Origin of the sequence: Pseudomonas wadenswilerensis (assembly GCF_900497695.1) — a bacterium.
Lineage (GTDB): Bacteria > Pseudomonadota > Gammaproteobacteria > Pseudomonadales > Pseudomonadaceae > Aquipseudomonas > Aquipseudomonas wadenswilerensis.
On record NZ_UIDD01000012.1, the window covers coordinates 47,816 to 71,080 of the forward strand.

15 protein-coding genes are annotated in these 23,265 nt (G+C 64.3%); 9 read left to right on the top strand and 6 right to left on the bottom strand.

Annotated features, from left to right (window positions below):
• Positions 1 to 65: 65 nt before the first annotated feature.
• Entirely contained in the window at positions 66 to 2,420 is a 2,355-nt protein-coding gene (gene pbpC, locus CCOS864_RS25045; RefSeq protein ID WP_166675735.1) for a peptidoglycan glycosyltransferase PbpC, read from the bottom strand.
• 104 nt (positions 2,421 to 2,524) lie between these two features.
• Here pbpC and CCOS864_RS25050 point away from each other — a divergent pair, with 104 nt between their 5' ends.
• Positions 2,525 to 2,818, top strand: a complete 294-nt coding sequence (locus tag CCOS864_RS25050; RefSeq protein WP_038997361.1) for a hypothetical protein — start codon at positions 2,525 to 2,527, stop codon at positions 2,816 to 2,818.
• A 79-nt stretch (positions 2,819 to 2,897) separates the two neighbouring features.
• Here CCOS864_RS25050 and CCOS864_RS25055 read toward each other — a convergent pair whose 3' ends face one another.
• Positions 2,898 to 7,859, bottom strand: coding sequence for an alpha-2-macroglobulin family protein (locus CCOS864_RS25055; RefSeq protein WP_115088958.1), 4,962 nt, complete (start codon positions 7,857 to 7,859; stop codon positions 2,898 to 2,900).
• Between the two features lie 146 nt (positions 7,860 to 8,005).
• Between CCOS864_RS25055 and CCOS864_RS25060 the strand changes: the two genes are divergently transcribed.
• Positions 8,006 to 9,346, top strand: coding sequence for an MATE family efflux transporter (locus tag CCOS864_RS25060; protein WP_115088959.1), 1,341 nt, complete (start codon positions 8,006 to 8,008; stop codon positions 9,344 to 9,346).
• A gap of 136 nt (positions 9,347 to 9,482) precedes the next feature.
• On the opposite strand, the gene speA is transcribed toward CCOS864_RS25060, so the two are convergent.
• The 4 genes from speA to CCOS864_RS25080 form a co-directional block, all read right to left on the bottom strand.
• Complete coding sequence (gene speA, locus CCOS864_RS25065) at positions 9,483 to 11,396, bottom strand: arginine decarboxylase (protein ID WP_115088960.1); 1,914 nt, start codon at positions 11,394 to 11,396, stop codon at positions 9,483 to 9,485.
• A 153-nt stretch (positions 11,397 to 11,549) separates the two neighbouring features.
• Complete coding sequence (locus tag CCOS864_RS25070) at positions 11,550 to 11,921, bottom strand: translation initiation factor Sui1 (RefSeq protein ID WP_010221702.1); 372 nt, start codon at positions 11,919 to 11,921, stop codon at positions 11,550 to 11,552.
• 194 nt (positions 11,922 to 12,115) lie between these two features.
• Entirely contained in the window at positions 12,116 to 12,652 is a 537-nt protein-coding gene (locus CCOS864_RS25075; RefSeq protein ID WP_115088961.1) for an NUDIX hydrolase, read from the bottom strand.
• Between the two features lie 4 nt (positions 12,653 to 12,656).
• Positions 12,657 to 13,730: a DUF2333 family protein gene (locus CCOS864_RS25080; protein WP_115088962.1), complete on the bottom strand. Its 1,074-nt coding sequence runs from the start codon at positions 13,728 to 13,730 to the stop codon at positions 12,657 to 12,659.
• A gap of 282 nt (positions 13,731 to 14,012) precedes the next feature.
• Here CCOS864_RS25080 and CCOS864_RS25085 point away from each other — a divergent pair, with 282 nt between their 5' ends.
• The 7 genes from CCOS864_RS25085 to prmA all read left to right on the top strand — a co-directional run bounded on the left by CCOS864_RS25085 (position 14,013) and on the right by prmA (position 23,241).
• Positions 14,013 to 15,629, top strand: coding sequence for a response regulator (locus CCOS864_RS25085; protein ID WP_115088963.1), 1,617 nt, complete (start codon positions 14,013 to 14,015; stop codon positions 15,627 to 15,629).
• Between the two features lie 1,290 nt (positions 15,630 to 16,919).
• Positions 16,920 to 17,699: a methyl-accepting chemotaxis protein gene (locus CCOS864_RS28860; protein WP_415842512.1), complete on the top strand. Its 780-nt coding sequence runs from the start codon at positions 16,920 to 16,922 to the stop codon at positions 17,697 to 17,699.
• A gap of 164 nt (positions 17,700 to 17,863) precedes the next feature.
• A complete protein-coding gene (locus CCOS864_RS25095; protein WP_115088965.1) occupies positions 17,864 to 19,654 on the top strand; it encodes a protein-disulfide reductase DsbD in 1,791 nt (596 codons plus the stop codon).
• 171 nt (positions 19,655 to 19,825) lie between these two features.
• A complete protein-coding gene (gene aroQ, locus CCOS864_RS25100; protein ID WP_045182308.1) occupies positions 19,826 to 20,278 on the top strand; it encodes a type II 3-dehydroquinate dehydratase in 453 nt (150 codons plus the stop codon).
• A gap of 99 nt (positions 20,279 to 20,377) precedes the next feature.
• Complete coding sequence (gene accB, locus CCOS864_RS25105) at positions 20,378 to 20,836, top strand: acetyl-CoA carboxylase biotin carboxyl carrier protein (protein WP_093376528.1); 459 nt, start codon at positions 20,378 to 20,380, stop codon at positions 20,834 to 20,836.
• A gap of 17 nt (positions 20,837 to 20,853) precedes the next feature.
• Positions 20,854 to 22,209 carry an acetyl-CoA carboxylase biotin carboxylase subunit gene (gene accC, locus CCOS864_RS25110; RefSeq protein WP_038997371.1) on the top strand — a complete coding sequence of 452 codons (1,356 nt, stop codon included), beginning with the start codon at positions 20,854 to 20,856 and terminating at the stop codon, positions 22,207 to 22,209.
• A gap of 153 nt (positions 22,210 to 22,362) precedes the next feature.
• A complete protein-coding gene (prmA, locus tag CCOS864_RS25115; protein ID WP_115088967.1) occupies positions 22,363 to 23,241 on the top strand; it encodes a 50S ribosomal protein L11 methyltransferase in 879 nt (292 codons plus the stop codon).
• Positions 23,242 to 23,265 lie beyond the last annotated feature (24 nt).

Genomic DNA, 23,265 nt, shown 5'->3' on the forward strand with positions numbered 1-23,265 from the left:
GCCAGGGCGGCGGCCTCGTCAATCCAAGCGTAGGTGCTGGCCCCGGCATCGTCTAATCCGCGCTGTCACTCGTTGACCTGGAACTCGACCCGGGCGGTTTCACCGCTTTCATCCAGGGCGCTCAACTCGAAGCGCCCGGCCTGATCGAAGCTCGCCGTGAGGTTTTCCTGACCGTTGGTTTCGCCCAGCGGCGCGCCGTTGAGGAACCACCAGTGCCGACCGTTACCGCCAAGGGCCGAGACCTTGAATCGCAACGGCTCGCTGCTGGTGGCCGGACGGCGCAACTGATCGCCCTGACGCACACCGACGATGGACAACGGCGGCGCACTGGGCGGTACCTGCGGTGGGCACTGCGGATCGACCTTGGGCAAGCGCGCCTCGCGGCGTTCAACCCGCGGCAGCCAGGGTTCCAGTGGCGACGGCCACAGGGCGATTTCCCGCGCCTGCGCGCCGGCGCACGTGGCATCGACGCGCAAGCCCTGGGCGTTGACCCAGACGGTCTCGCGCAAGCCGACGCTCAAGGGTTGGTCCTGGGCCAGCAGGGTCGGCGGCGTGGTGCCATCCAGGGTCCAGGCGAAGCGCTGGCGGCGGCAGTTGGGGTCCTGGCGGGCCATGGGTTGCCCCAGCGGCCAGCAGATCGCCGCCACCCCCACGTTGGCTGGCACCGCCGCCACCGATGTGGTGATGCCGCGCTGGCTGTCGCGGTTACTCAGCACGTCATGCACCTGCAGCATCAACGGCGCCGCCGAGGCCAGGCCGAACTGCCCCGGCACCGGCGTGCCATCGGGGCGGCCGATCCAGATGCCAATCAGGTAGCGCGGCCCCACGCCGATCGACCAGGCATCACGAAAGCCATAGCTGGTGCCGGTCTTCCAGGCCAGTTGCGGCCGCTGCACCAGTTCGGCATGAGGGTCGCGATCCGGGCGTGCCTGGCCGCTGAGAATACGGCGGATGATCCAGGCACTGCCCGGCGAGAGCAGACGCCGCTCAAGCAATGGATCATCCGGTTGCAAGCGGATCGGCGCGCTCAGGCCATCGCGGGAAAACGCCGCATAACCGCCGACCAGATCCTCCAGGCGGCTACCGGCACCGCCAAGAATCAGCGACAGGTTCGGCTCGGCCAGCGGCGGCAGGATCAACGGCACACCACCACTGCGCATCTGCGCGGCAAAGCGTTTCGGCCCGTAGGCCTCAAGCAGTTGCACCGCAGGCAGGTTCAATGACAGGGCCAGGGCGGAACTGGCCGCCACCGGCCCGCTGAAACCCATGGAAAAGTTGCCCGGCCGATAGTCGCCGTAACGTCGCGGGACATCCTGAAGCAAGGATTCGGAATGGATCAGACCGTCGTCCATGGCCATGCCGTAGAGGAACGGTTTGAGGGTCGAACCAGGTGAACGCAGGGCGCTGATCATGTCGACATGGCCAAAGCGGCGCTCGTCGTTGAGATCAACCGAACCCAGGTAAGCGCGCACCGCCATGTTCTGCGCCTCGACCACCAGGATCGCCGCCGAGGTACGTTCTGGCAGCCGGGCGCGCCAACCCAGCAGCAGGTCTTCCAGGCGCCGTTGCAAGGAGGCATCGAGGGTGGTGCGAATCAACGGCGGGCTGTGCGGGCGATTCAGGCGACGCGCCAACAGCGGCGCCAGCGCCGGCTCCTGACGCGGTGCCAGCAACAGCGGTTCCTCGGCGGCCTCGGCAACCCGCTGCTGCGGCCATACCTGATATTCGGCCAGGCGCTGCAGGACCTTGTCGCGCGCCGCCTGGGCGCGTTCAGGGTGACGATCCGGACGCAGGCGGCTGGGAGCCTGGGGCAACACCGCAAGCAACGCTGCTTCCGAAGGTGTCAGGTGCATCGGCGACTTGCCAAGATACGCCCAACTGGCCGCGGCGACGCCCTGCAAGGTGCCACCGAACGGCGCGCGGTTGAGGTAAATCTCGAGGATCTGCGCTTTCGACAGGTGCCACTCCAGTTGCGCGGTACGCCATAACTGGCGCAACTTGCCGGGCAGCGTACGCGAATGCGGATCGAGCAGACGCGCCACCTGCATCGACAAGGTGCTGCCACCGGACAACACCCGGCCACCGCGCAGGTTCTGCCAGGCCGCGCGCGTCAGCGCCAGCGGGTTGACCCCGGGGTGATGGTAGAACCAACGGTCCTCGTAGGTCAGCAACGCCTCCAGGTAATAGGGCGAAACCTGCTCGGCACTGACCGGGTAGCGCCACACACCATCGGCATCGGCAAAGCGCCACAGCGGCGTGCCGTCTTCGGCCAACACCACACGGGCGAGGTCATCCGCCGGCATCGGTAACGGCCAGATGCGGTCGGCGAGCCATAACAGGCCAATCAGCAGCAACGGGATGGCGAGCAGCAAGCCCAGTGGTTTTCTGATTGCGCCACGCAGGCGCGCTAAGATGTGCATCAGGCTCTCCTGGCGTAACAGCTACGCAGGGAACCGACCCGGCCAAGGCATGGCCAAAGGCTTGGCAACGGCGCATTCGCCGAATTGATCATCAGGAAGCAACTATGCATGTAGAAGGTTTTTTCGAGTGGCTCGGCCAGGCGCTGGGGGCGGTGATCCGTTTTATCGTCGACGGCCTGAGCGGGTTGTTCAACCTGCTGGCCAACGCCGGCGGCAATTTCATCGAGGGCCTGTCACGCACCCTGGGCATGGACACTTCGCTGGTCAGCATCCTCGCCCTGATCATCGGCCTGATGCTGCTGTACTCGGCGATCCGCGCCTTCATGCGCGCTTCGATCATACTCGGCATCATCTGGCTGGTGCTGGGTTTGTGGGTGCTGAGCTGGATCATTCACTGAGCAGCAGGAGCGGCGGTGCGAGGAGTCGACCTGTCCCACGATAGGGCCAGTGTGGCCCTATCGCGGGTCAAGCCCGCTCCTACAGGCGGCCCTTGACCACCAGTTCGGCAGGCGACTCGCCCACCGCGTTGTAGTTCGGCCGGTACATCGACTCGACCTGCGGTGGCGGTACCTTGTAGGTCCCCGGGGTCACCGCACGGGCCAGGTACAGCAGGTGGGTGGTGGCGTATTGGTCGATGTTCAGCGCCGCCACGTAGCGGTCATCACGAAACTCCTGATGCACGACAGCGGCGTTCTGCATCGACTCGCGCCATTCCTTCACCGCACTGCTGGCGTTCTCGAGGCTTGCCGCGCTTTGCGCCAGGTTCTGGTTTTCCAGCTCCAGGCCCGCCGGCAGCAGGTCGACCACCAGGGCGTCCGGCACCTGGGTGTTGGCGGTTACCGCCAGGTGCACCAGCACCAGGTCACCGCTCTTGAGCGCTTTGATATCCAGGGCCTGGCCATTCATGCCAAGGAACTCGCGGCGGATGGTCATGCCACTGCCGCGGGCAACCGGGGCCTGGCGCGGATAACCGGACAGGGTCAGTTGCTGGAACAGCGTCTCGCTGCCTTCATTCTGGATGGTCAGCGGTGAGGCCAGCAGCGCGCCTTCGAGTTTCATCCCCGATTGCTCGTTGTTGAATTCGCGCACCTCACCGGCGCTGTCCAGGCGTGCCGACCAGTTGCCTTCAGGCTTGCGCAGCAGGCCACGACCGGCAAGGAACAGTGCGTTGCGCTCCTGGGTCGACAGCCAGCGGTTACCCGCCATCTGGTCGGAGAGCTCGAACAGCCGTGCATCGAGCTTGTCGCTGGCCAGGTTGTTCTCAGTGAGCAGCGACAGGATCAGCGCCTGGTCACGCACTGGGCTGCCGTAGTCGCCCAGCCAGGTGTTCTCGTTGCGGGTGACGGCCAGGCCGGCCTGCAGTGCCTGTTGCGCACGCGGCTTGTCGCCCATCTTGTCGAGGGCGATGGCCAACTGCACCAACGGCAGGCCGGAACGCGCATCGCTGCGCCGCTCGAACAGGCTGCGCAGGGCACCCAGCGGCGCTTGCTGGGTACGCGCCAGCACCAGGGCCGCATAAGACTGCACGGCGAAGCGGCTGTGCTCGGCGTTCTGGCTGTAGTTGACCTCGATCAGGTTGCGCTCCTGCAGGTAACGCAGCAGTCGCTCGCTGGCCTTTTTCAGGGCCTCGGGCGGTACCGCGTAACCCTGCTCGCGGGCACGCAGGAGGAAGTCGGTGACGTAGGCGGTCAGCCAGAATTCTTCCTGGTCATCAGAGCTCCACAGGCCAAAGCTGCCGTTGTAGCGCTGCATGCCCAGCAGGTGCTCGACGCCCATCTCGATCTTGCGCTTGCGCACGTCGGCCGGCTCACCCTTGATACCCAGGCGCTTGAGCGTCGCGGCATCGGCGTACAGCGACGGATACAGGCCACTGGTGGTCTGTTCCAGGCAGCCGTACGGGTAGGCTTCGAGGGCGCGGATCTGCTCGGCCAGGTTCAGCGGCGGGCGGCTCGACAGTGCCAGTGAGGCTTCCAGGCCCGACGGCTCGAACAGCGCCAGGTCAGCTTCCGGCAGGGTCCAGGGTTGGTCTTTGAGGGCAACACGATAGTGCTGCAGCATCGCCGGGTAGGCCGGGCGAATGCCCAGGGTCCAGTCGCGGCTGAAGGCTGTGGCCGACTCGCCCGGCAGTTGCAGGCCCTGCACCTCGACCTTGACCTTGCCCTGGCCCAGGCCACCGCTGGCCTGCACCGGCACCAGCAGGGTGACGCGCTTGCCTTCGGTGAGGCTCAGGGTCTGTTCGGCGGCGCCGAGCAGGTTCAACTGGCCTTCGGTGCTCAGGCGCACGGTCAGGTTCTGCGCCTTGCCCGACAGGTTGGAAAGGTCCAGGGCCAGGGTCGTGCGGTCGCCACCGGCGAGGAAGCGCGGCGCCGAGAGCTCGGCAATCAACGGCGCGGCGACCACGGTTTTGCCTTCGGCCATGCCGTAGCGCTCGTCGGTCCAAGCCTGGGCCATCAGCCGCAGCTCACCGTTGAAGTCGGGGATATCGACCGTCGCTTCACCCTCGCCCTTGTCATTGAGGGTCACCGGGGCGCTTTGCTTGGCAACAATGGTCACCGTGGTGTTCGGGCGCTTGCCGCCCTTGGCCATGGCCGCGTCACCACCGAAGGCCAGGCTGGCCAGACGGCCCTGCCCGGCTTCGATCAACTGGCCGTAGATATCCAGTTGGTCAGCACCATAGGCCTTGCGGCCGAACATGCCGGTGAACGGGTCAGGCGTTTCGAACTCGGTGATGTTGAGGATACCCACGTCCACCGCTGCCAGCAGTACATGCACCTGCTTGGGCACGCTGCCGTCGGCGTTGCGCGCTTGCACCTTGACGGTCAGCGGCTGCTTGGGGCGCATTTTTTCCGGGGCAGTGAGGGTCACCGCCAGCTTGCGCTCGTGGCGATCGAGCGGCAGGTGCAGTACACCCACGGCGCGTTTCGGTGTGGCGTTGACCTTGCGCTCGCCCGGGCGGATCACCAGGGCACTGACATACAGGTCGTGGCGCGCCCACTTCGGATCGAGTTTGACGGCAAAACTCTTGCCTTCGGCCGGCACGTCGATTTCTTCCCACCACAGCGGACCTTCGCTGGACTCGACCATCAGGTAGCCGGTGCCTGCGGCAGGCGGGGTGACAGTGATGTTGGCAGTGGCGCCATCGCTATACGACGGTTTGTCCAGGGCCAGCTTGACCTGGTCCGGACGCACGGCGCCGCCATCGGCGTTGTCCTGGGCGCGGTAGCCGGCCCAGAAGCGCGCGCTCGACACCAGGCCGGTCTGCGGGTCTTCGACCTCGACACGGTACGGGCCCCAGTCGACCAGGAAGTTCACCCGCGCGGTGGAGCCGGCCTTGACGTTGACCGTCTCTTCGTTCTGGATCAGGAATTTCTCGTTGTAGTTGTAGCTCCAGCCGTCGCTCTGCGAGTAGTTCCAGTAGTAGTCCCGGCGCTCGCGGACCAGGCGCACCTTGAGGTTGTTGACCGCCAGCTTGTTGCCTTGGGGGTCGGCCACCAGCACTTCGAATTCCACCGGGCCTTCGTCGGCCTCCTCACCCTCGAACAGACCGCGCAAGCCAGGCAGGCGCCCGGCCGGCCAGATCGGTTGTTCCAGGCGCCGGGTGATCGGCCGGCCACCGGACTCCTGCAGGCTGGCCTGCACGGTCAGTTGCAGCGGCGAACGGGCCTCGGACCATTTGCTTTCGATGTTCAGGGTGGTTTTGCCGGCGCTGTCCAGGGTGACTTCGTCCAGCTCCAGGTCCTGGCTCAGTTCCTCCTCGGTGATCGAACCGAACTGGTAGCCCGGCAGTGCCGGCACCGCTTCACGCAACGGGCGCACATAGGCCTGGCCGCTGAGGCGATTGCCCGACGCCGGGGCGCCGTACAGGTAACGGCCATTGACCTTGATCTGCGCGGTTTGATCCGGGCTCAGCGGTTTGTCGCTGCCCTTCAGTTCCAGGGCCAGGCGCTCGGGCAGGAAGTCTTCGACAAGGAACTCGAACACCTGCTTCTTGCCGCCGAGGTCGAACAGCAACTGCCAGCGCCCGGTCGGCGCTTCGTCGGCCAGTTGCAACTGGTACTGATAGAAGCCATTGGCATCGGCCTCCCAGACGAACTTGCGGCTGATCTGTTCATCCGGGCGGCGTACTTCCACCGTCACCGGTTGCGGCTTGAGCGGACGGCCGTCCTGGTCACGCAACAGGCCGTTGAGCAACACGGTTTCACCCGGGCGATACAGGTCGCGCGGGCCGAACACGAAGAACTGCAGCGGGTTGGCCTGGGGGCCGGTGATGTCGAATTCGGCCAGGTCCAGGGCTGCGCTGTTCAGGCGCAGCATGGTGGTGTGCACGCCCTGGTGGGCCAGCAGGGTTTCGGCCTTGGGTGGCGTCGGCAACTGGGCGTGGCCGTCGCTGTCGGTCTTGGCCTGGGCCAGCACGCGGCCTTCGCCGTCGAGCAGTTCCAGTTCGACGCCGCTTAGCGCCTTGCCGCCTTCCAGGCCCTGGGTGAAGACGTCCAGGCGGTTCTGGTAACGGTGCGCCGAGACGCCGATGTCACTGAGGGTGAACAGCGTTGCCGGTTGTGTGTAGTCGTAGGTACCGGAGGCGCGCATCACCGCCATGTACACGCCTGGCTCTTGCAGCGGCTTGATCCCGGCAATCGGCAGCAGCACGGTCTCGCGGGTGTTCTTCGCCGGGTTGAGGTCGAAGCGGCCGCTGTAGACCAGATCGGTCATGTCCAGGATTTCTTTGGACGTGTAGTAGTACAAGCTGCTGTTGCGGCCCCAGGTGGCCAGGAACGGCGACAGTTTGTCCGACTTGATGCGGAAGAACTCGACATCGACCTTGTTGACGTTCAAGGCGATCACCGGCAGGCCTTCGGCCAGGCGGGTCGGCAGCAGCGAGCCACGGCTGGCGAAGCCGATGGTCGATTGCATGTCGCGGGTTTCCAGGCGGCTGATCGACTCGCCGGGCAGGCGCTTGCCGTTGACCGCGAGCAGGCCGGCGTCGATGGTCAGCACCAGCTTGCGCTGCGGCTCCAGGTGGCGCAGGCGCAACTCCATCTTGTTCGCGGAGAGCTCCCAGGCACCGTCGACCTTGCCTTTGACGGTATCGACCAGGTGCACCTTGTCGGCGAAGTTCTGCTGGTCATCCAGGGGAATCGAAAAGGTCAGGGACAGCGCGCTGGCACCATCGACCTGCACTTCCGAGACATCCACCACGCTCAGCTCGCGGCCGGCATAACGCTTGGCCAGGGTTGAGGCATCTTCCTTGGCCGGAGCGGTTTTTTCCGCTTCCGGCTGCGCTGCGGGGGCAGCTGCCGGGGCCGGGGCTGGCGCCGCGGGTTGATCCTGCGTCTGCGCTGGCGGTGTGGCCGGCGCCGAAGCCGGTTTATCCGGGGCAGACGAATCGCAGGCACTGAGCAAGGCCAGCGCGCAGGCCAGCAACAATCCTTTGTTGAGCATGGGAGTAGTAACTCTCGGGCAGCGGAATCTTAGGCGTGCACTATATATCAACCGCGCAGCAACGGTGATACGGCGAGCGGATGTGAGACGGCCTTCGCACGATTTACTAGCACAGCGGCTACAATGCCGGCTTGCCAGGAGCCTCCATGTCCCGTTTGCTGACCGACTGGCGCGACCGCCCGACCCATATCAAGGTCTGGGCGCTGGCCGCGCCGATGATACTTTCGAATATTTCCGTACCATTGGTGGCCCTGGTCGACAGCGCCGTAATCGGCCACCTGCCCCATGCCCATCAACTGGGTGCGGTGGCGGTGGGCGCCAGCCTGTACACCTTCCTGGCCTGGGTCATGGGCTTTCTGCGCATGGGTTCGACCGGTTTCGCCGCCCAGGCTGCGGGCCGTGCCGACGGTGCGGCATTACGCCAGGTGTTGCTGCAAGGCCTGCTGCTGGCGCTGCTTTTTTCCCTGTTGCTAGGCTTGCTGGCCCTGCCGTTCAGCCACCTGGCCCTGCAATTGATGCAACCGACGGCGGCGCTGGAGCAATCGACCCACGACTTCTTCCAGACTCGCCTGCTCGGGCTGCCGGCGGCGCTGGCCAGCTTCGCCCTGGTCGGCTGGTTCCTCGGCACCCAGAACGCCAAGGCGCCGCTGGCGATCCTGTTGACTACCAACCTGCTCAACATCGCCCTCAATCTGTGGTTCGTGCTCGGCCTGGACTGGGGCGTGATCGGTTCGGCCCGCGCCTCGGTGATTGCCGAATGGAGCGCCGCCCTGCTCGGCCTGGCCCTGACCCGGCCGGCCCTGCGCGCCTACCCTGGGCAGATCGCCTGGGCGCTGCTGGCGCGCTGGCAGAGCTGGCGGCCGCTGCTCAGCGTCAACCGCGACATCTTCATCCGCAGCCTGGCGCTGCAGGCGGTGTTCTTCCTGATCACCGTACAAGGCACGCGGCTGGGTGAAGCGACAGTGGCGGCCAACGCCCTGCTGCTCAATGGCCTGTTGCTCACCGCCTATGCCCTCGATGGTCTGGCCCATGCGGTCGAGGCGCTGTGCGGGCACGCCATCGGTGCCGGCGATCGCCAGGCATTAAGGCGCTCGCTCACCGTTGCCTGCGGCTGGTCGTTGCTGGCCAGTTCCGGCTTTGCCGTATTGTTTCTGTTGGGCGGACATCTGTTCATCAACATGCAGACCGACATCGCCAACGTACGCGAAACCGCCTACCAGTACCTGCCGTACCTGGCACTGCTGCCGTTGATTGCGGTGTGGAGCTATCTGCTTGATGGCTTGTTCATCGGCGCCACGCGGGCGCGGGAGATGCGCAACGGCATGCTGCTCAGCGTACTCATCGCCCTGCCGGTCGCCTATGTCGCCCGCGACCTGGGCAACCACGGCTTGTGGTTGGGGTTTCTGCTGTTCATGGCCTTGCGCGGGGTGACGCTGGGGGTGATGGGCTGGCGGTTGCAGCGGCGGGATGGGTGGTTTGTGCGGTAGTTTCTGGGTCTGCTGCGCAGCCCATCGCTGGCAAGGCCAGCTCCCACAAGAGTGCGGCACTGCACCTGTGGGAGCCGGACTTGCCGGCGATGGGGTCGACGCGCAGCCAGCGACTGCACGCGACCCGCACCACTGATCAGCTCGACAGGTACGACGAGCGGGTCAGCCCCAGACGCAGCGCGTCGAGGAACTGGGTCTTCTCACGGGCAGTGATCTTGGCGCTGGCGCACTTGTCGCGGTAATGAGTCATCAACTCCTCCGGCGACAGGTGCACATAACGCAACATGTCTTCGATGGTGTCGTGGGTCTCGATACCGGCGTGGTACACGCTGCCGTTCGGGTTCTGGTAGATGTTCACCGAGTCGGTATCACCGAACAGGTTGTGCATGTCCCCCAGGATCTCCTGGTAGGCACCCACCAGGAAGATACCCAGCAGGTAGTCTTCACCCTCGTTGATCGCGTGCACCGGCAGGCTGGTCTCGATGCTCTGCTCGTCGACGTACTGGTTGATCTTGCCATCCGAGTCGCAGGTCAGGTCCTGCAGCACGGCGCGGCGCAGCGGCTCTTCATCCAGGCGATGCAGCGGCAGGATTGGCAGCACCTGGCCGATCGCCCAGGTGTCCGGCAGGCTCTGGAACACCGAGAAGTTGCAGATGTACTTGTCGGCCAGCTTGTCGTTGAGCTCGTCCAGCACCTGGCGGTGCGAACGCTGACGGGCCTTGAGCGAGTTGTGCAGGCGCCGGCAAACGGCAAAGTAGCACTGCTCGGCCAGGGCTTTTTCGGCCAGGGTGATCTTGCCGTCGGCGTACTGGGCGGCGACATCGCTCATGTAGTGAGTGGCGCGCCAGTAGGTCTCGGTGACCATCTCGATATCGGTCGGGCCCAGCAGGTCGGCCAGCCACTGTACGGTCTCGGGCAGGTTTTCCTTGTTCTCGATCAGCGGCACTTCGTCGTTGTGCTTCTCGACATCGGTCACCTGCACCACCAACATGGCATGGTGTGCGGTCAGCGAGCGGCCGCTTTCCGAGAAGATGTGCGGATGCGGCAGGCCCTGGGCATCGCAGAACTCCTTGAGCATGCCGACCACGACACCGGCGTAGTCATCCATGTCGTAGTTGATCGAGCTGGCGTTGCGCGAGTGGGTGCCGTCGTAGTCAACGCCCAGGCCGCCGCCGACGTCGATGTGATCGACCGGCAGGTTCAGCGCGCGCAGCTCGCCGTAGTAACGGATGGCTTCCTTGAAACCGTGCTGGTAGTCGGCCAGGTTGGCGATCTGCGAGCCCATGTGGAAGTGCAGCAAGCGGATACCCTGGTCCAGGCCGGCATCGCGGAAGCGCTGCACCACCGAAATCAGTTGCGCCGCCGAAAGACCGAACTTGGACTTCTCGCCACCGGTATCGGCCCACTTGCTCGAGGCCAGCGACGACAGGCGCACGCGCAGGCCGACCTGCGGCTTGACCTTGAGCTCGGCGGCTTCTTCGATCACCAGGGCCACTTCCGACTCTTTCTCGATGACGATGAAGACGTTGTGGCCCAGCTTCTGGCCCATCAATGCCAGGCGGATGAACTCGCGGTCCTTGTAACCGTTGCAGACGATGGTGCCGCCTTTCGGCGCCAGCGCCAACACGGCCAGCAGCTCGGGCTTGGAGCCGGCTTCAAGGCCAATGGAGACGTTCTGGGTGGCGATGATGTTTTCCACCACCGCTTCTTGCTGGTTGACCTTAATCGGGTACAGCGCGGTGTACTGGCTCTGGTATTCCAGTCGCGCGATATTGGCGTCAAAAGCGCCGGTCAGCTGGCGCACGCGGTCCTGGAGGATGTCCGGGAAACGTACCAGCAATGGCAGCGACAGGCCGCTCTTGCGCAGCTCGTCGACCTGTTCGAACAGGTCGATCGGCGCACTCTCTGGCCCATTCGGGCGGACTTCGACGCGCCCGGCCTCGTTGATTGCGAAGTAACCGGCCCCCCAATGGCGAATGCCGTAAACACTGCGGCTGTCCGCAACTGTCCATTGGCTGCCATCGTCTTTGCGTGTGCGTCGTACGGACATTGAAGTCCCCTATATAGAAAGTCGAAAAACACTGGCCGGCATGGGGCGGGCGCAGTGTAAAACCTGAAAGTGACGATTATCCGTGTTCAGGGATAGACCCTTCCTACGGGAACGAGTTTAGAAAGCGAATTGCAAAAAATCGCGATGCAGTCTTCAGCCGCCGGACTTTTTCGCTTTGAAGCCCTGTTTGATCAGCTCGGCCAGTAACAGCTCGACATGATCGCCCTGGATTTCGATGACCCCGTCTTTCAACGCGCCGCCGGTTCCGCAGCGGCGCTTGAGCGTGCTGGCCAGATCCTTTAGCTGTTCCAGGGGCAGCGGCACGCCGCTGATGGTCGTCACCGTCTTGCCGCCACGGCCCTTGCTTTCGCGGCGCACGCGAGCAATGCCATCGCCTTCGGGGATGAGCGTCTGTTTGCAGATGCAGGCATCTATGGGTTTGCTGCAGTCCGGGCAATGCCGGCCTGCATCAGTGGAGAACACCAGGCCACCCAGGGCGGCGAATGATGCGGCTTTCTTGGCCACTTTTGATCCTCTACGGTGAGGATAAAAACTGGTCGACGCCCCTGGCGGGGTACCGACCGCGAAGCCCCACTCTGGCAGGGGCAGCGCAACTGCCGCATGAAGCGTGCGGCAGCCTTAAAAGGCCGCGCAGTGTAACGATAAATGTCGCGAATGCTAAGTACAAAACTGCGCCATTTTGCATGTGATTCGCGACGTCAGGCTTGACGGTCGATGTAGCGCTGCAAAGCGGCCAGTGAATCGGGGCAATATGGCTGTTGCCGGCTGTCGGCCAGGGCCTGATCGACGGGGATGAAGCGCGCCTCGCTGACCTCCTCCGGTTGCAGGCGCAAAGGCCCGTCCCAGACGGCCGAAAACACTGCACACCAGAGCCGGTTGCCGGGCTGGTCGAAGAAAAAACACTCGTGGGCGGTGAGTTCGACCCCACCCACCCCGAGCTCTTCTTCCAGTTCGCGGGCCGCCGACTCGGCAAAGCTTTCATCGGCCTGGACCATGCCACCGGCGGCGACATCCCAGTAACCCGGGTAGATCGCCTTGCTCTCGGTGCGCCGGTGCACGCACAGCTCTCCAGCGGAGTTGAACAACAGGATGTAGGTGCCGCGCCCGATCAGCCCGCGCTCGCGCAACTCAGCCCGAGGCAAGGCGCCGAGCACGCGGTCGTCTTCGTCCACCCAGGCAATCAGCTCGAGGTCGGAGGCAGCGCGGTGCGCCGCCTCCTCCTTGGAGATCGACACCGGATCAGCCCTGGGTCAGCAGTTGACGCAGGTCGATTACCGCAGCGTTGGCCCGCGAGATGTAGTTAGCCATTACCAGCGAGTGGTTGGCCCACATGCCGAAGCCACTACCGTTCAGCACCATCGGGCTCCACAGCGGTTCCTGCGAGGCTTCCAGCTCACGGATGATCTGGCGCACGCTGACCGTGGCGTTCTTCTTCGCCAGCACATCGGCGAAGTCGACCTCGATGGCGCGCAGCAGGTGCGACAGCGCCCAGGCCTGGCCGCGGGCTTCGTAGAACACGTTGTCGATCTGCAGCCACGGGGTCTCGACCACTTCTTCGTCAAGCTGCGGCACCTGGCCCGGCAGCACCGATTCGGTCTTCAGGGTGCTGTTGAGCTTGACCCGGCCGACGCTGGCCGACAGCCGCTGCGACAGCGAACCCAGGCGAGTGGCGACGTCACCCAGCCAGTTGTTGAGGTTGTCGGCGCGGGTGTAGAACAGTGCGCCCTGCTGATCCGGCGAGGACAGGCGGTTCTGGTAGCGGGTCAGCGAGTTGATGCCTTCCTGGAACTCGGATTCGCTCGACGGCAGGATCCAGCTCTTGTTGTCGAAGTTGAAGCGCGGCTCGGCCTTGGCCAGATCGGCGTCTTCGGTGGACTGCGACTGCGAGCGGGCGAAGTCCTTGCGCAGGGCGCGGCTCAGGTCACGCACCTGGACCAGCACGCCGTATTCCCAGCTGGGCATGTTGTCCATCCACAGGCCTGGCGGGAAGCGGTCGTTGGAAATGTAGCCACCGGGCTTGTTGAGCAGGGTACCGGCCACGGTCTTGAGGGTTTCGATGGTGGTGTAGCCGACAACCATCTGCTTGCCGGTCTTTTCTGCAGCCGCCTGGGCGTTCTGCTGCACCGGGAACAGGTCGGGCTCGGCGCTCCAGTACCAGCCCAGGCCCACGCACACCAGCAGGTACAGGCCGATCAGCGAGCCCAGGGCACGGCTGAACAGCAACCCGCCGAAATAACTGCGGGTAGCGGCAGTGCGCGGTTCGACCCGCTCACGCGCCTCGGCTTTGCCTGTACGGTTTTTCCAGTCCAGCATGGCGTTGTCCTTTCAGTCACGTCGGTTCAAGGGGTTCGACCGCAACCCCCGGGCTTCGTGCCAGCGCGATGGGCATTTTGTGCCGCGCGCCACCTGCCGGGGTCGGCAAGTATCGCTGCACTATAAATCAAGCACGGCGCTTCGCATAAGCGACTATTGGGTCAGCAAATGAATAAACGGACTTGTACAGTTAATTGATACAAGGCACTCGATTGCCGGGAAAGTGGTGCTAGCATAGAGCCATCACTCGACCTCAGCCTCACCCTTATAAGTAGTCAGGACATGACCGAGCCAGAAGACCCCAGTCGTGAGCGCCTCAAGCAACACTTTGCCCAGCGGGTCATCCATCAGGCCCGGCAAATCCTAGAGATCTGGCAGCGCCTGCAGCGCAGCGAGTGGTCCACTGGCGACCTGGGTGAGCTGTGCGAAGCCAACCTGCGCCTGCAACGCTATGCCGAGCGCTTCGAGCAGCCCGAGCATAGCCAGCTGGCCGAAGCCATCGGTCATGCCCTGGAGGCGGTCGAGGCCAACAGCGCGCGCCTGAGCAGCCAACTGATCAGCGAACTCAACCGGCTGATGCAGCGCCTGTCGCGCACCGGCCTGCGCCAGGGCGACCAGCTTGAGCAAGTACCGCTGCCGCCGCTGCGCAAGCCGGTGTACATCATGCTCCAGGACCACGACCGCGCCGAACGCCTGGCCCAGCAGCTGGAATTCTTCGGCTTGGGTGTACAGGCCTTGTACAGCGCCGCCGCCTTCCAGGCGACCATGAGCGAGCGACTGCCCTCGGCGATCGTCATGGACGTCGACTTCACCGGCCCCGGTGTCGGCCTGCAACTGGCCGCCCAGGCCCAGCAGGGCCTGGAACAGCGGGTGCCGTTGCTGTTTTTCAGCCTGCACGAAACCGATACCCCGACCCGCCTGGCCGCCGTGCGCGCCGGCGGCCAGGAATTTCTCACCGGCACCCTGGAGGCCTCGAGCCTGCTGGAGAAAGTCGAGCTGCTGACCAGCGTCACCCAGTACGAGCCTTTCAAAGTGCTGATCATCGACGACTCGCGGGCCCAGGCCCTGCACACCGAGCGCCTGCTCAACAGCGCCGGGATCGTCACCCGCACCCTGATCGACCCGATCCAGACCATGGCCGAGCTTGCCGACTTCCAGCCCGACCTGATCATCCTCGACATGTACATGCCCGCCTGCACCGGCACGGAGCTGGCCAAGGTGATCCGCCACAACGACCGATATGTCAGCGTGCCGATCATCTACCTGTCGGCCGAGGACGACCTGGATAAACAGCTCGACGCCATGAGCGAAGGCGGCGATGACTTTTTGACCAAGCCGATCCGCTCGCGGCACCTGATCACCACCGTGCGCAACCGCGCTGCCCGTGCGCGCAATCTCAAGGCGCGCATGGTTCGCGACAGCCTCACCGGGCTGTACAACCACACCCACATCCTGCAACTGCTCGAAGACTGCAGCTTTCGCGCGCGCCGCGAAGAACAGCCGCTGAGCTTCGCCATGCTCGATATCGACCACTTCAAGAAGGTCAACGACAGCCACGGCCACCCCATGGGCGACCGGGTAATCAAGAGCCTGGCGCTGTTTCTTAAACAGCGCCTGCGCAAGACCGACTTCATCGGCCGTTATGGCGGTGAAGAATTCGCCATCGTCATGCCCAACACCGACCTGGGCTCGGCGCACAAGGTGCTCGATGAAATCCGTCGGCGCTTTGCCGAGATCCACTACCCGGCCCAGCCCCGCGACCTGTCCTGCACCTTCAGCGCGGGGATTGTGCAGTTGAGCGAAGGCCTGGATGCCCTGAGCATGGCTACCGCCGCCGACGAGGCGCTGTACCGGGCCAAGGGTGCCGGGCGCAACTGCGTACAGCGGGTTGAAGCATAAAGGCAATGTGCCAGTTTTTTTCACCGACCTGCCCGCTTCGTCATAACCTGGTCATAAAAACGCAATAACTTCAGGCGCTTACCATTCGGCCGTTGGTAGACACCGGACATGCGCCTGAAGCTGCTCACCAATTTCAATACCCTGTTGCTGGTTACCGTGTGCATCGCCCTGGGCGCGACCCTGTGGTGGTCGCAGCGTGCCCTGGAGCGCCCCTATCTATTGATGGAGCGCTACCTGTCGCTGTCGCAGCAATTCCAGAACCAGGCGGCACGCAATATCCAGGACTACCTGAGCAGCGGCGACGCCCTGCGCCATGCCACGGCGCTGCAGGCCACCGCAGCCTTGCAGGGCGAACTCGAAAAATTGCCGGCAGACCTTTCGGCGCGCCTGCGCCCGAGCCTGGACAACCTGCAGCGCTTCACCGCCAACGAACTGCTTGGCGCCGGCAAGCTGGCCGGCGATCCCCAGGCCCTGCTGCTCCAGGCCGAACGCGAACTGGGCGCCAGCCTCGAACAACTGGCCAACTATGCCCAGAGCAGCGCCCGTGCCGACGCCGGGCGCTACGCCCCGGCGCTGTTCAATGCCTCCCTGCATCTGTCGCGGCTGTCCCTGGCCCGCGACAAACTGGTCAGCAGCGGCCGTAGCGAACTGGCCGACGAAGTCGAGCGCGAACTGCAGCAGATTGCCGCCCAGGCCCAACTGCTCGATCAGTTGCCGCTGCTGGGCGTGACCGCCGCCAACGCCTCGAGCGCCGATGACTTTGCCGCCCTGATGGGCCTGGAAACCCAGGCCAGCACCGAGGCCGAAGACAACGGTGTGGCGCTCAAGCGCGAGCTCAACAGCCTGATCAAACGCTACCCGGGCGAACTGCAGCGTACCCGCGAGCAGATCCAGCAGCGTAGCGCGCTGGCGAGCAGCACCTTCGAGCGCATCGCCGCCGTACAGCAGGCCATCGCCGAGCTTGAACCGAGTGTGCGCAGTCAGCATGCCGCCATTCAGGGCGAAGTGCGGGTGATCCAGGGCCTGATGATCGGCCTGATTCTGCTGATCGCCCTGCTCATCGACACCCTGCAACGACGCCTGGCACGGGTGCTGACCAACCTGGCGCCGGCGCTGTCGTCCTGGGCTGAGGGCGACTTCAGCCAGGCCATTGCCCTGGGCAGGAGCAACCGTGAAATGCATGACATCCAGGACTCGCTCAACCGCCTGCGTGTTTATCTGGTCGAGCTGGTCGGCACCATCCGCCACAACGCCGAGCAGGTCGCCGGCAGCAGCCATGCCCTGGCCGGCATGAGCAGCGCCCTGCACGATGGCGCCGAACGCCAGGCCGGCGATACCGCGCAGATCCGCGATGCCCTGGGCGAGCTGGAGGCGACCATCCTCCAGGTGGCCGGCGATGCCAGTCAGGCTGCCGACGCCAGCCACGATGCCGGGCGGGCGGTCGAGCAAGGCCAGGCAGTGATCGGCCAGAGCCTGACCGGGCTGCGGGCGCTGGTCGACGAGGTGCAGGGCAACGCGCAGAGTATCGAACAGTTGGCCGAAGAGTCGGCAACCATCGGCGGCGTGCTGACGGTGATCCGCTCGATTGCCGAACAGACCAACCTGCTGGCCCTGAATGCCGCGATCGAGGCGGCGCGGGCCGGAGAAATGGGTCGTGGGTTTGCCGTGGTCGCCGAAGAGGTGCGCTCCCTGGCGCAACGCACTACCGGCGCTACCGGTGAGATCCAGACGTTGATCGGCCGCTTGCAGCAGGCTGCTCGTGAATCGGTTGAAGGCATGCGCGCCCAGCTCGAACATGCGCAAATCACCGCCGATCAGGCCCAGGCCGCGGATGGCGCGCTGGATGAAATTGTCGCGGCGATCCAGACCATCTCTGCCACGGCGGTAAGGATTGCCGATGTCACCGCCCAGCAAAGCGGCGCGGTGAGCGAAATTCGCGATCACAGCGAGCGGATTCATGGGTTGGGTGAAGACAACTTGCAGCGTATTGGTGAAGGCCGTGAGCAGGGTGAGCAGTTGCTCAGGCTGGGGGGTGAGCTGAATACGGCGGTGCGGGCGTTTCGACTCTGATCCGAGACGGTGACGCCACCATCGCCGGCAAGGCCGGCTCCCACAGGGGATGTGTGTACTCCGAACCTGTGGGAGCTGGCCTTGCCAGCGATGCAGGCGCCGCGCAACTGCACGTAGCGGCTCAGTCCGTTATCATGCAGGCACTTTTGTCCTGCGAGACCGCCATGCGCCGCCTGCTTTGCCTCCTGTTTCTGCTCCTGGCCTTGCCCGCCGTCGGCGCTGGCCTGCTCGACAATCGCCCCAGCGCCACCCTGGGCGCAGCGTCGCTGAACAACAGCGCCGATTTTCTGCCGGTGCACGAAGCCTTCAAGCTGAGCCTGGTGCAGGATGAAGGACAAACCCTGAAGCTGCGCTTCGTCGCCGCCGACGGCTACTACCTGTACCGCCACCGTTTCCAGTTCCGCAGCGAGCCTGCCGACATCGCCCTGGGTACCGCGCAGATTCCGCCCGGTGAAGCCAAGCACGACGAGTTCTTCGGCGATGTCGAGGTCTACCACGGCATCCTCGACATCGAGATCCCCCGCCCGGCCAACGAACAACGCCCCTTCACCCTGCTGGTGGGCTACCAGGGCTGCGCCGACAAGGGCCTGTGCTACCCGCCGGAAACCGCACGACTGAGCATCGATGGCGCCGCCGGCAGTGCGACGCCAGCCGCTGACGCCGCCGACAAAGCCGGTTGGGACTGGAAAAGCCTGCTGCTGTTCTTCCTCGCCGGCGTCGGCCTGACCTTCACGCCGTGCGTGTTGCCGATGCTGCCGATCCTCTCCGGCGTGGTGTTGCGCGGCCAGGTCGGCGGCGTGCGCGGGTTTGCCCTGTCGCTGGCCTATGTACTGCCAATGGCCGCCTGCTTCGCCCTGCTGGGCGCGCTGATGGGCCTGTTCGGCGCCGGCCTCAACCTGCAGGCGCGCCTGCAGTCGGCCTGGGTGCTGGTGCCGTTTTCGCTGTTCTTCGTGCTGTTCGCCCTGGCCATGTTCGGCCTGTTCGAGCTCAAGCTGCCCCATGCCATCAGCAGCCGCCTGGAGCGCCTGGTGGGCCAGACCAAGGGCGGTTCGCTGATCGGTGCGGCGATCCTCGGGGTGTTCTCCAGCCTGCTGGTATCGCCGTGCGTGTCGGCGCCACTGGCCGGCGCGCTGCTGTATATCAGCGCCAGTGGCGACGCGTTGGGCGGCGCGCTGAAACTGTTCGCCCTGGGCCTGGGCATGGGTGCGCCGCTGCTGCTGATCGCCACTGGCGGCGCTGCCTGGCTGCCAAAAAGCGGACCGTGGCTGGTGACGGTGAAAAACGCTATCGGCGTACTGTTGCTGGGCCTGGCCATCGGCCTGCTCAGCCGCGTGCTGCCGGGGCAGGTTACGCTGTTGCTGGTCGGCCTGCTGGCCGCCGGTACCGCGGTGTTCCTCGGCGCCCTGGAGTTCACCGTGAAAACCACCCGCCAGCGCCTGGCACAACTGCTTGGCCTGGCTCTGCTGTTCTACGCCCTGGCCTGCTGGTACGGTGCCTTGAGCGGGCAGACCGACCCGCTGCGTCCGCTGCCTCAGGCTGGGATTGCCAGCACCGGCGCAACCTCCCAGGCCAGCAGCGCCAGCGACTGGCAGACCATCACCACCCCGGCGGCGCTGGACAGCGCGCTGGCCGCAGCCAAGGCCGCCGGCCAGCCGGTGCTGCTGGACTGGTATGCCGACTGGTGCATCAGCTGCAAAGTGATCGAGCACGAAGTACTCAATGCTCCGGCGGTGCAGCCGCAGCTCAAGGATTACAAGCTGTTGCGCTTCGATATTACCGAGAGCAATGCCGAGCAGCGTGCCCTGCTCGACCGCTACCAACTGTTCGGCCCGCCTGCGCTGCTGTTCTTTGCCGCGAACGGCAGCGAAATCAGCGCCGATCGGCTAGTTGGCGAGATAAACGCCGGCGAATTCGCCGAGCATCTGACGCGCATTCGCGCCGATCTGGGTCTATAACTTCCTCTGGCCGCTAAAAAGCCGGCTTCGATGACCGAAATTAATAAATTAGTCACATATTTAGCGTGAATATCGGTCATCGTGCTGGCTATTGCCGGCAACTGGACAGTGCCCGCCGGTTTACGGCATAGTCGCCGCGCAAAGTTTCCTAACGATAAAAAGGAACCACAGATGGCAACGCTACTGGTGCTCCACGGCCCCAACCTGAACCTGCTCGGCACCCGCGAACCGGGCGTCTATGGCGCCGTGACCCTGGCCCAGATCAACCAGGACCTGGAGCAGCGCGCACGCGCCGCCGGCCATCACCTGCAGTACCTGCAAAGCAATGCCGAGTACGAATTGATCGACCGTATCCACGCGGCGCGCAGCGAAGGCGTGGACTTCATTCTGATCAATCCGGCGGCTTTCACACATACAAGTGTCGCATTACGTGACGCGTTGCTGGCGGTGAGCATCCCATTCATCGAAGTGCATCTGTCCAACGTGCACAAACGCGAACCTTTTCGCCATCACTCCTACTTCTCTGATGTCGCCGTAGGAGTGATTTGCGGCCTGGGCGCCACTGGCTACCGCCTGGCCCTGGAGTCTGCCCTGGAACACCTGGCTGCTAACGCAAAGCCCTGATGACGAGAACCTGGCCTGTAAGGCCGGGGCTCACAAGAAACGTTTGCTAACACGTTTTTATATTTACGCCCCTGACCGAACCTTGGGAGTTGATGATTAATGGATATCCGTAAAGTCAAGAAACTGATCGAACTGCTGGAAGAGTCTGGCATCGACGAGCTGGAGATCAAGGAAGGCGAAGAATCCGTACGGATCAGCCGCCACAGCAAGACTCCAGCCCAGCAGTACTACGCTCCGGCTCCAGTCGCCGCTCCTGTTGCCGCACCAGCCGCCGCCCCGGCCGCTGCCGCCGCTCCAGCCGAAGCCGCCGCACCAAAACTGAACGGCACCGTTGCCCGTTCGCCAATGGTCGGTACCTTCTACCGCAAAGCCTCGCCTGCCTCGCCAGCCTTCGTTGAAGTCGGCCAGACCGTGAAGAAAGGCGACACCCTGTGCATCGTCGAAGCCATGAAGATGATGAACCACATCGAAGCTGAAACCAGCGGTGTGATCGAGTCCATCCTGGTAGAAGACGGTCAGCCGGTTGAGTTCGACCAGCCGCTGTTCACCATCGTTTGAACCGCGGAGAGCCAACGATGTCTGCGAAGCTGGAAAAAGTCCTGATTGCCAACCGCGGGGAAATTGCCCTGCGGATCCTGCGTGCCTGCAAAGAGCTGGGCATCAAGACCGTCGCCGTACACTCCACGGCTGACCGCGAACTGATGCACCTGGGCCTGGCAGACGAGTCGGTCTGCATCGGTCCGGCTTCGGCCAGCCAGTCCTACCTGCACATCCCGGCGATCATCGCCGCGGCCGAAGTGACCGGCGCTACCGCCATTCACCCAGGCTATGGTTTCCTCGCGGAAAACGCCGACTTCGCCGAGCAGGTCGAGAACTCCGGCTTTGCCTTCATCGGCCCGAAAGCCGACACCATTCGCCTGATGGGCGACAAGGTATCGGCCAAGGACGCGATGATCAAAACCGGCGTTCCGACCGTACCGGGTTCCGACGGCCCGCTGCCGGAAGACGAAGAAGAAGCCCTGCGCATTGGCCGTGAAGTCGGCTACCCGGTGATCATCAAGGCCGCCGGTGGCGGTGGTGGTCGCGGCATGCGCGTGGTGCACAAGGAAGAGGACCTGATCGCCTCGGCCAAGCTGACCCGCACCGAAGCCGGCGCCGCGTTCGGCAACCCGATGGTCTACCTCGAGAAGTTCCTGACCAACCCACGTCACGTGGAAGTCCAGGTCCTGTCCGACGGCCAGGGCAATGCCGTGCACCTGGGTGACCGCGACTGCTCGTTGCAGCGCCGCCACCAGAAGGTACTGGAAGAAGCACCGGCCCCAGGTATCGACGAGAAAGCCCGCCAGGAAGTCTTCAAGCGCTGCGTCGATGCCTGCATCGAGATCGGCTACCGTGGCGCTGGCACCTTCGAGTTCCTCTACGAAAACGGCAGTTTCTACTTCATCGAAATGAACACCCGTGTTCAGGTGGAGCACCCGGTTTCGGAGATGGTCACCGGTATCGACATCGTCAAGGAGATGCTCAGCATCGCCGCTGGCAACAAGCTGTCGTTCACCCAGGATGACGTGGTGATTCGTGGTCACTCCCTGGAGTGCCGGATCAACGCCGAAGACCCGAAGAAGTTCATCCCGAGCCCAGGCACGGTCAAGCATTTCCACGCCCCGGGTGGCAACGGCGTTCGCGTCGATTCGCACCTGTACAGCGGTTACGCGGTTCCCCCGAACTACGACTCGCTGATCGGCAAGCTGATCACCTATGGCAAGGACCGCGACGAAGCCATGGCGCGCATGCGCAATGCCCTGGACGAGATCGTCGTCGACGGCATCAAGACCAACATCCCGCTGCACCGCGACCTGGTGCGTGATGAAGGTTTCTGCAAAGGCGGCGTCAACATTCACTATCTGGAACACAAACTGGCTAACCAGGAGTGATTCGGCAGTGATGTAAAAAAGACCCCGGTCCCGTGACCGGGGTCTTTTTTTGGGGCTCCCACAGGGTTCCCACAAACCCCTCGTACTCAAGTAAACTGGCGGGCTTCTCGCAGCCTCGGGCTGCCCCTGTAGATTTTTCCAAAGGTGCCCGCCATGCCTTGGCTGCAAGTACGTCTGGCCATCAGCCCGGAACAAGCCGAAACCTATGAAGATGCCCTGCTCGAAGTAGGCGCCGTTTCGGTCACCTTCATGGATGCCGAAGATCAGCCGATCTTCGAACCGGACCTCAACACCACCCCGCTGTGGTCGCATACCCATCTGCTGGCACTGTTCGAAGCCGATACCGACGCCAGCGCGGTGTTCGCCCACCTGCAGTTGCTGACCGGCGCCGAACTGCCGGAGCACCAGGCCGAAGTCATCGAGGACCAGGACTGGGAACGCAGCTGGATGGACAACTTCCAGCCGATGCGTTTCGGCCAGCGCCTGTGGATCGTGCCAAGCTGGCATGCGGCGCCCGAGCCCGAGGCGGTCAACCTGCTGCTTGATCCGGGCCTGGCCTTCGGCACCGGCACCCACCCAACCACCGCCTTGTGCCTGGAATGGCTCGACGGCCAGGACCTGAACGGCACTCAGGTGCTCGATTTCGGTTGCGGTTCAGGCATCCTCGCCATTGCCGCGTTGCTGCTGGGCGCCCGCGAAGCGGTCGGTACCGACATCGACGTGCAGGCCCTGGAAGCCTCGCGCGACAACGCCGGGCGCAACGGCATCGCCGACGAGAAATTCGCCCTGTACCTGCCCGAGCACATGCCGGCCATGCAGGCCGACGTGCTGGTTGCCAACATTCTGGCCGGCCCGCTGGTATCGCTGGCCCCGCAACTGTCCGGGCTGGTACGTCCGGGTGGCCTGCTGGCGCTGTCGGGGATTCTCGCCGAACAGGGTGAAGAAGTCGCCGCGGCCTACGCCAAGGACTTCGACCTCGACCCGATCGCCGTACGCGATGGCTGGGTACGCATCAGTGGTCGCCGCCGCTAAGTGCGCCTAGAATAACCTTCTGCA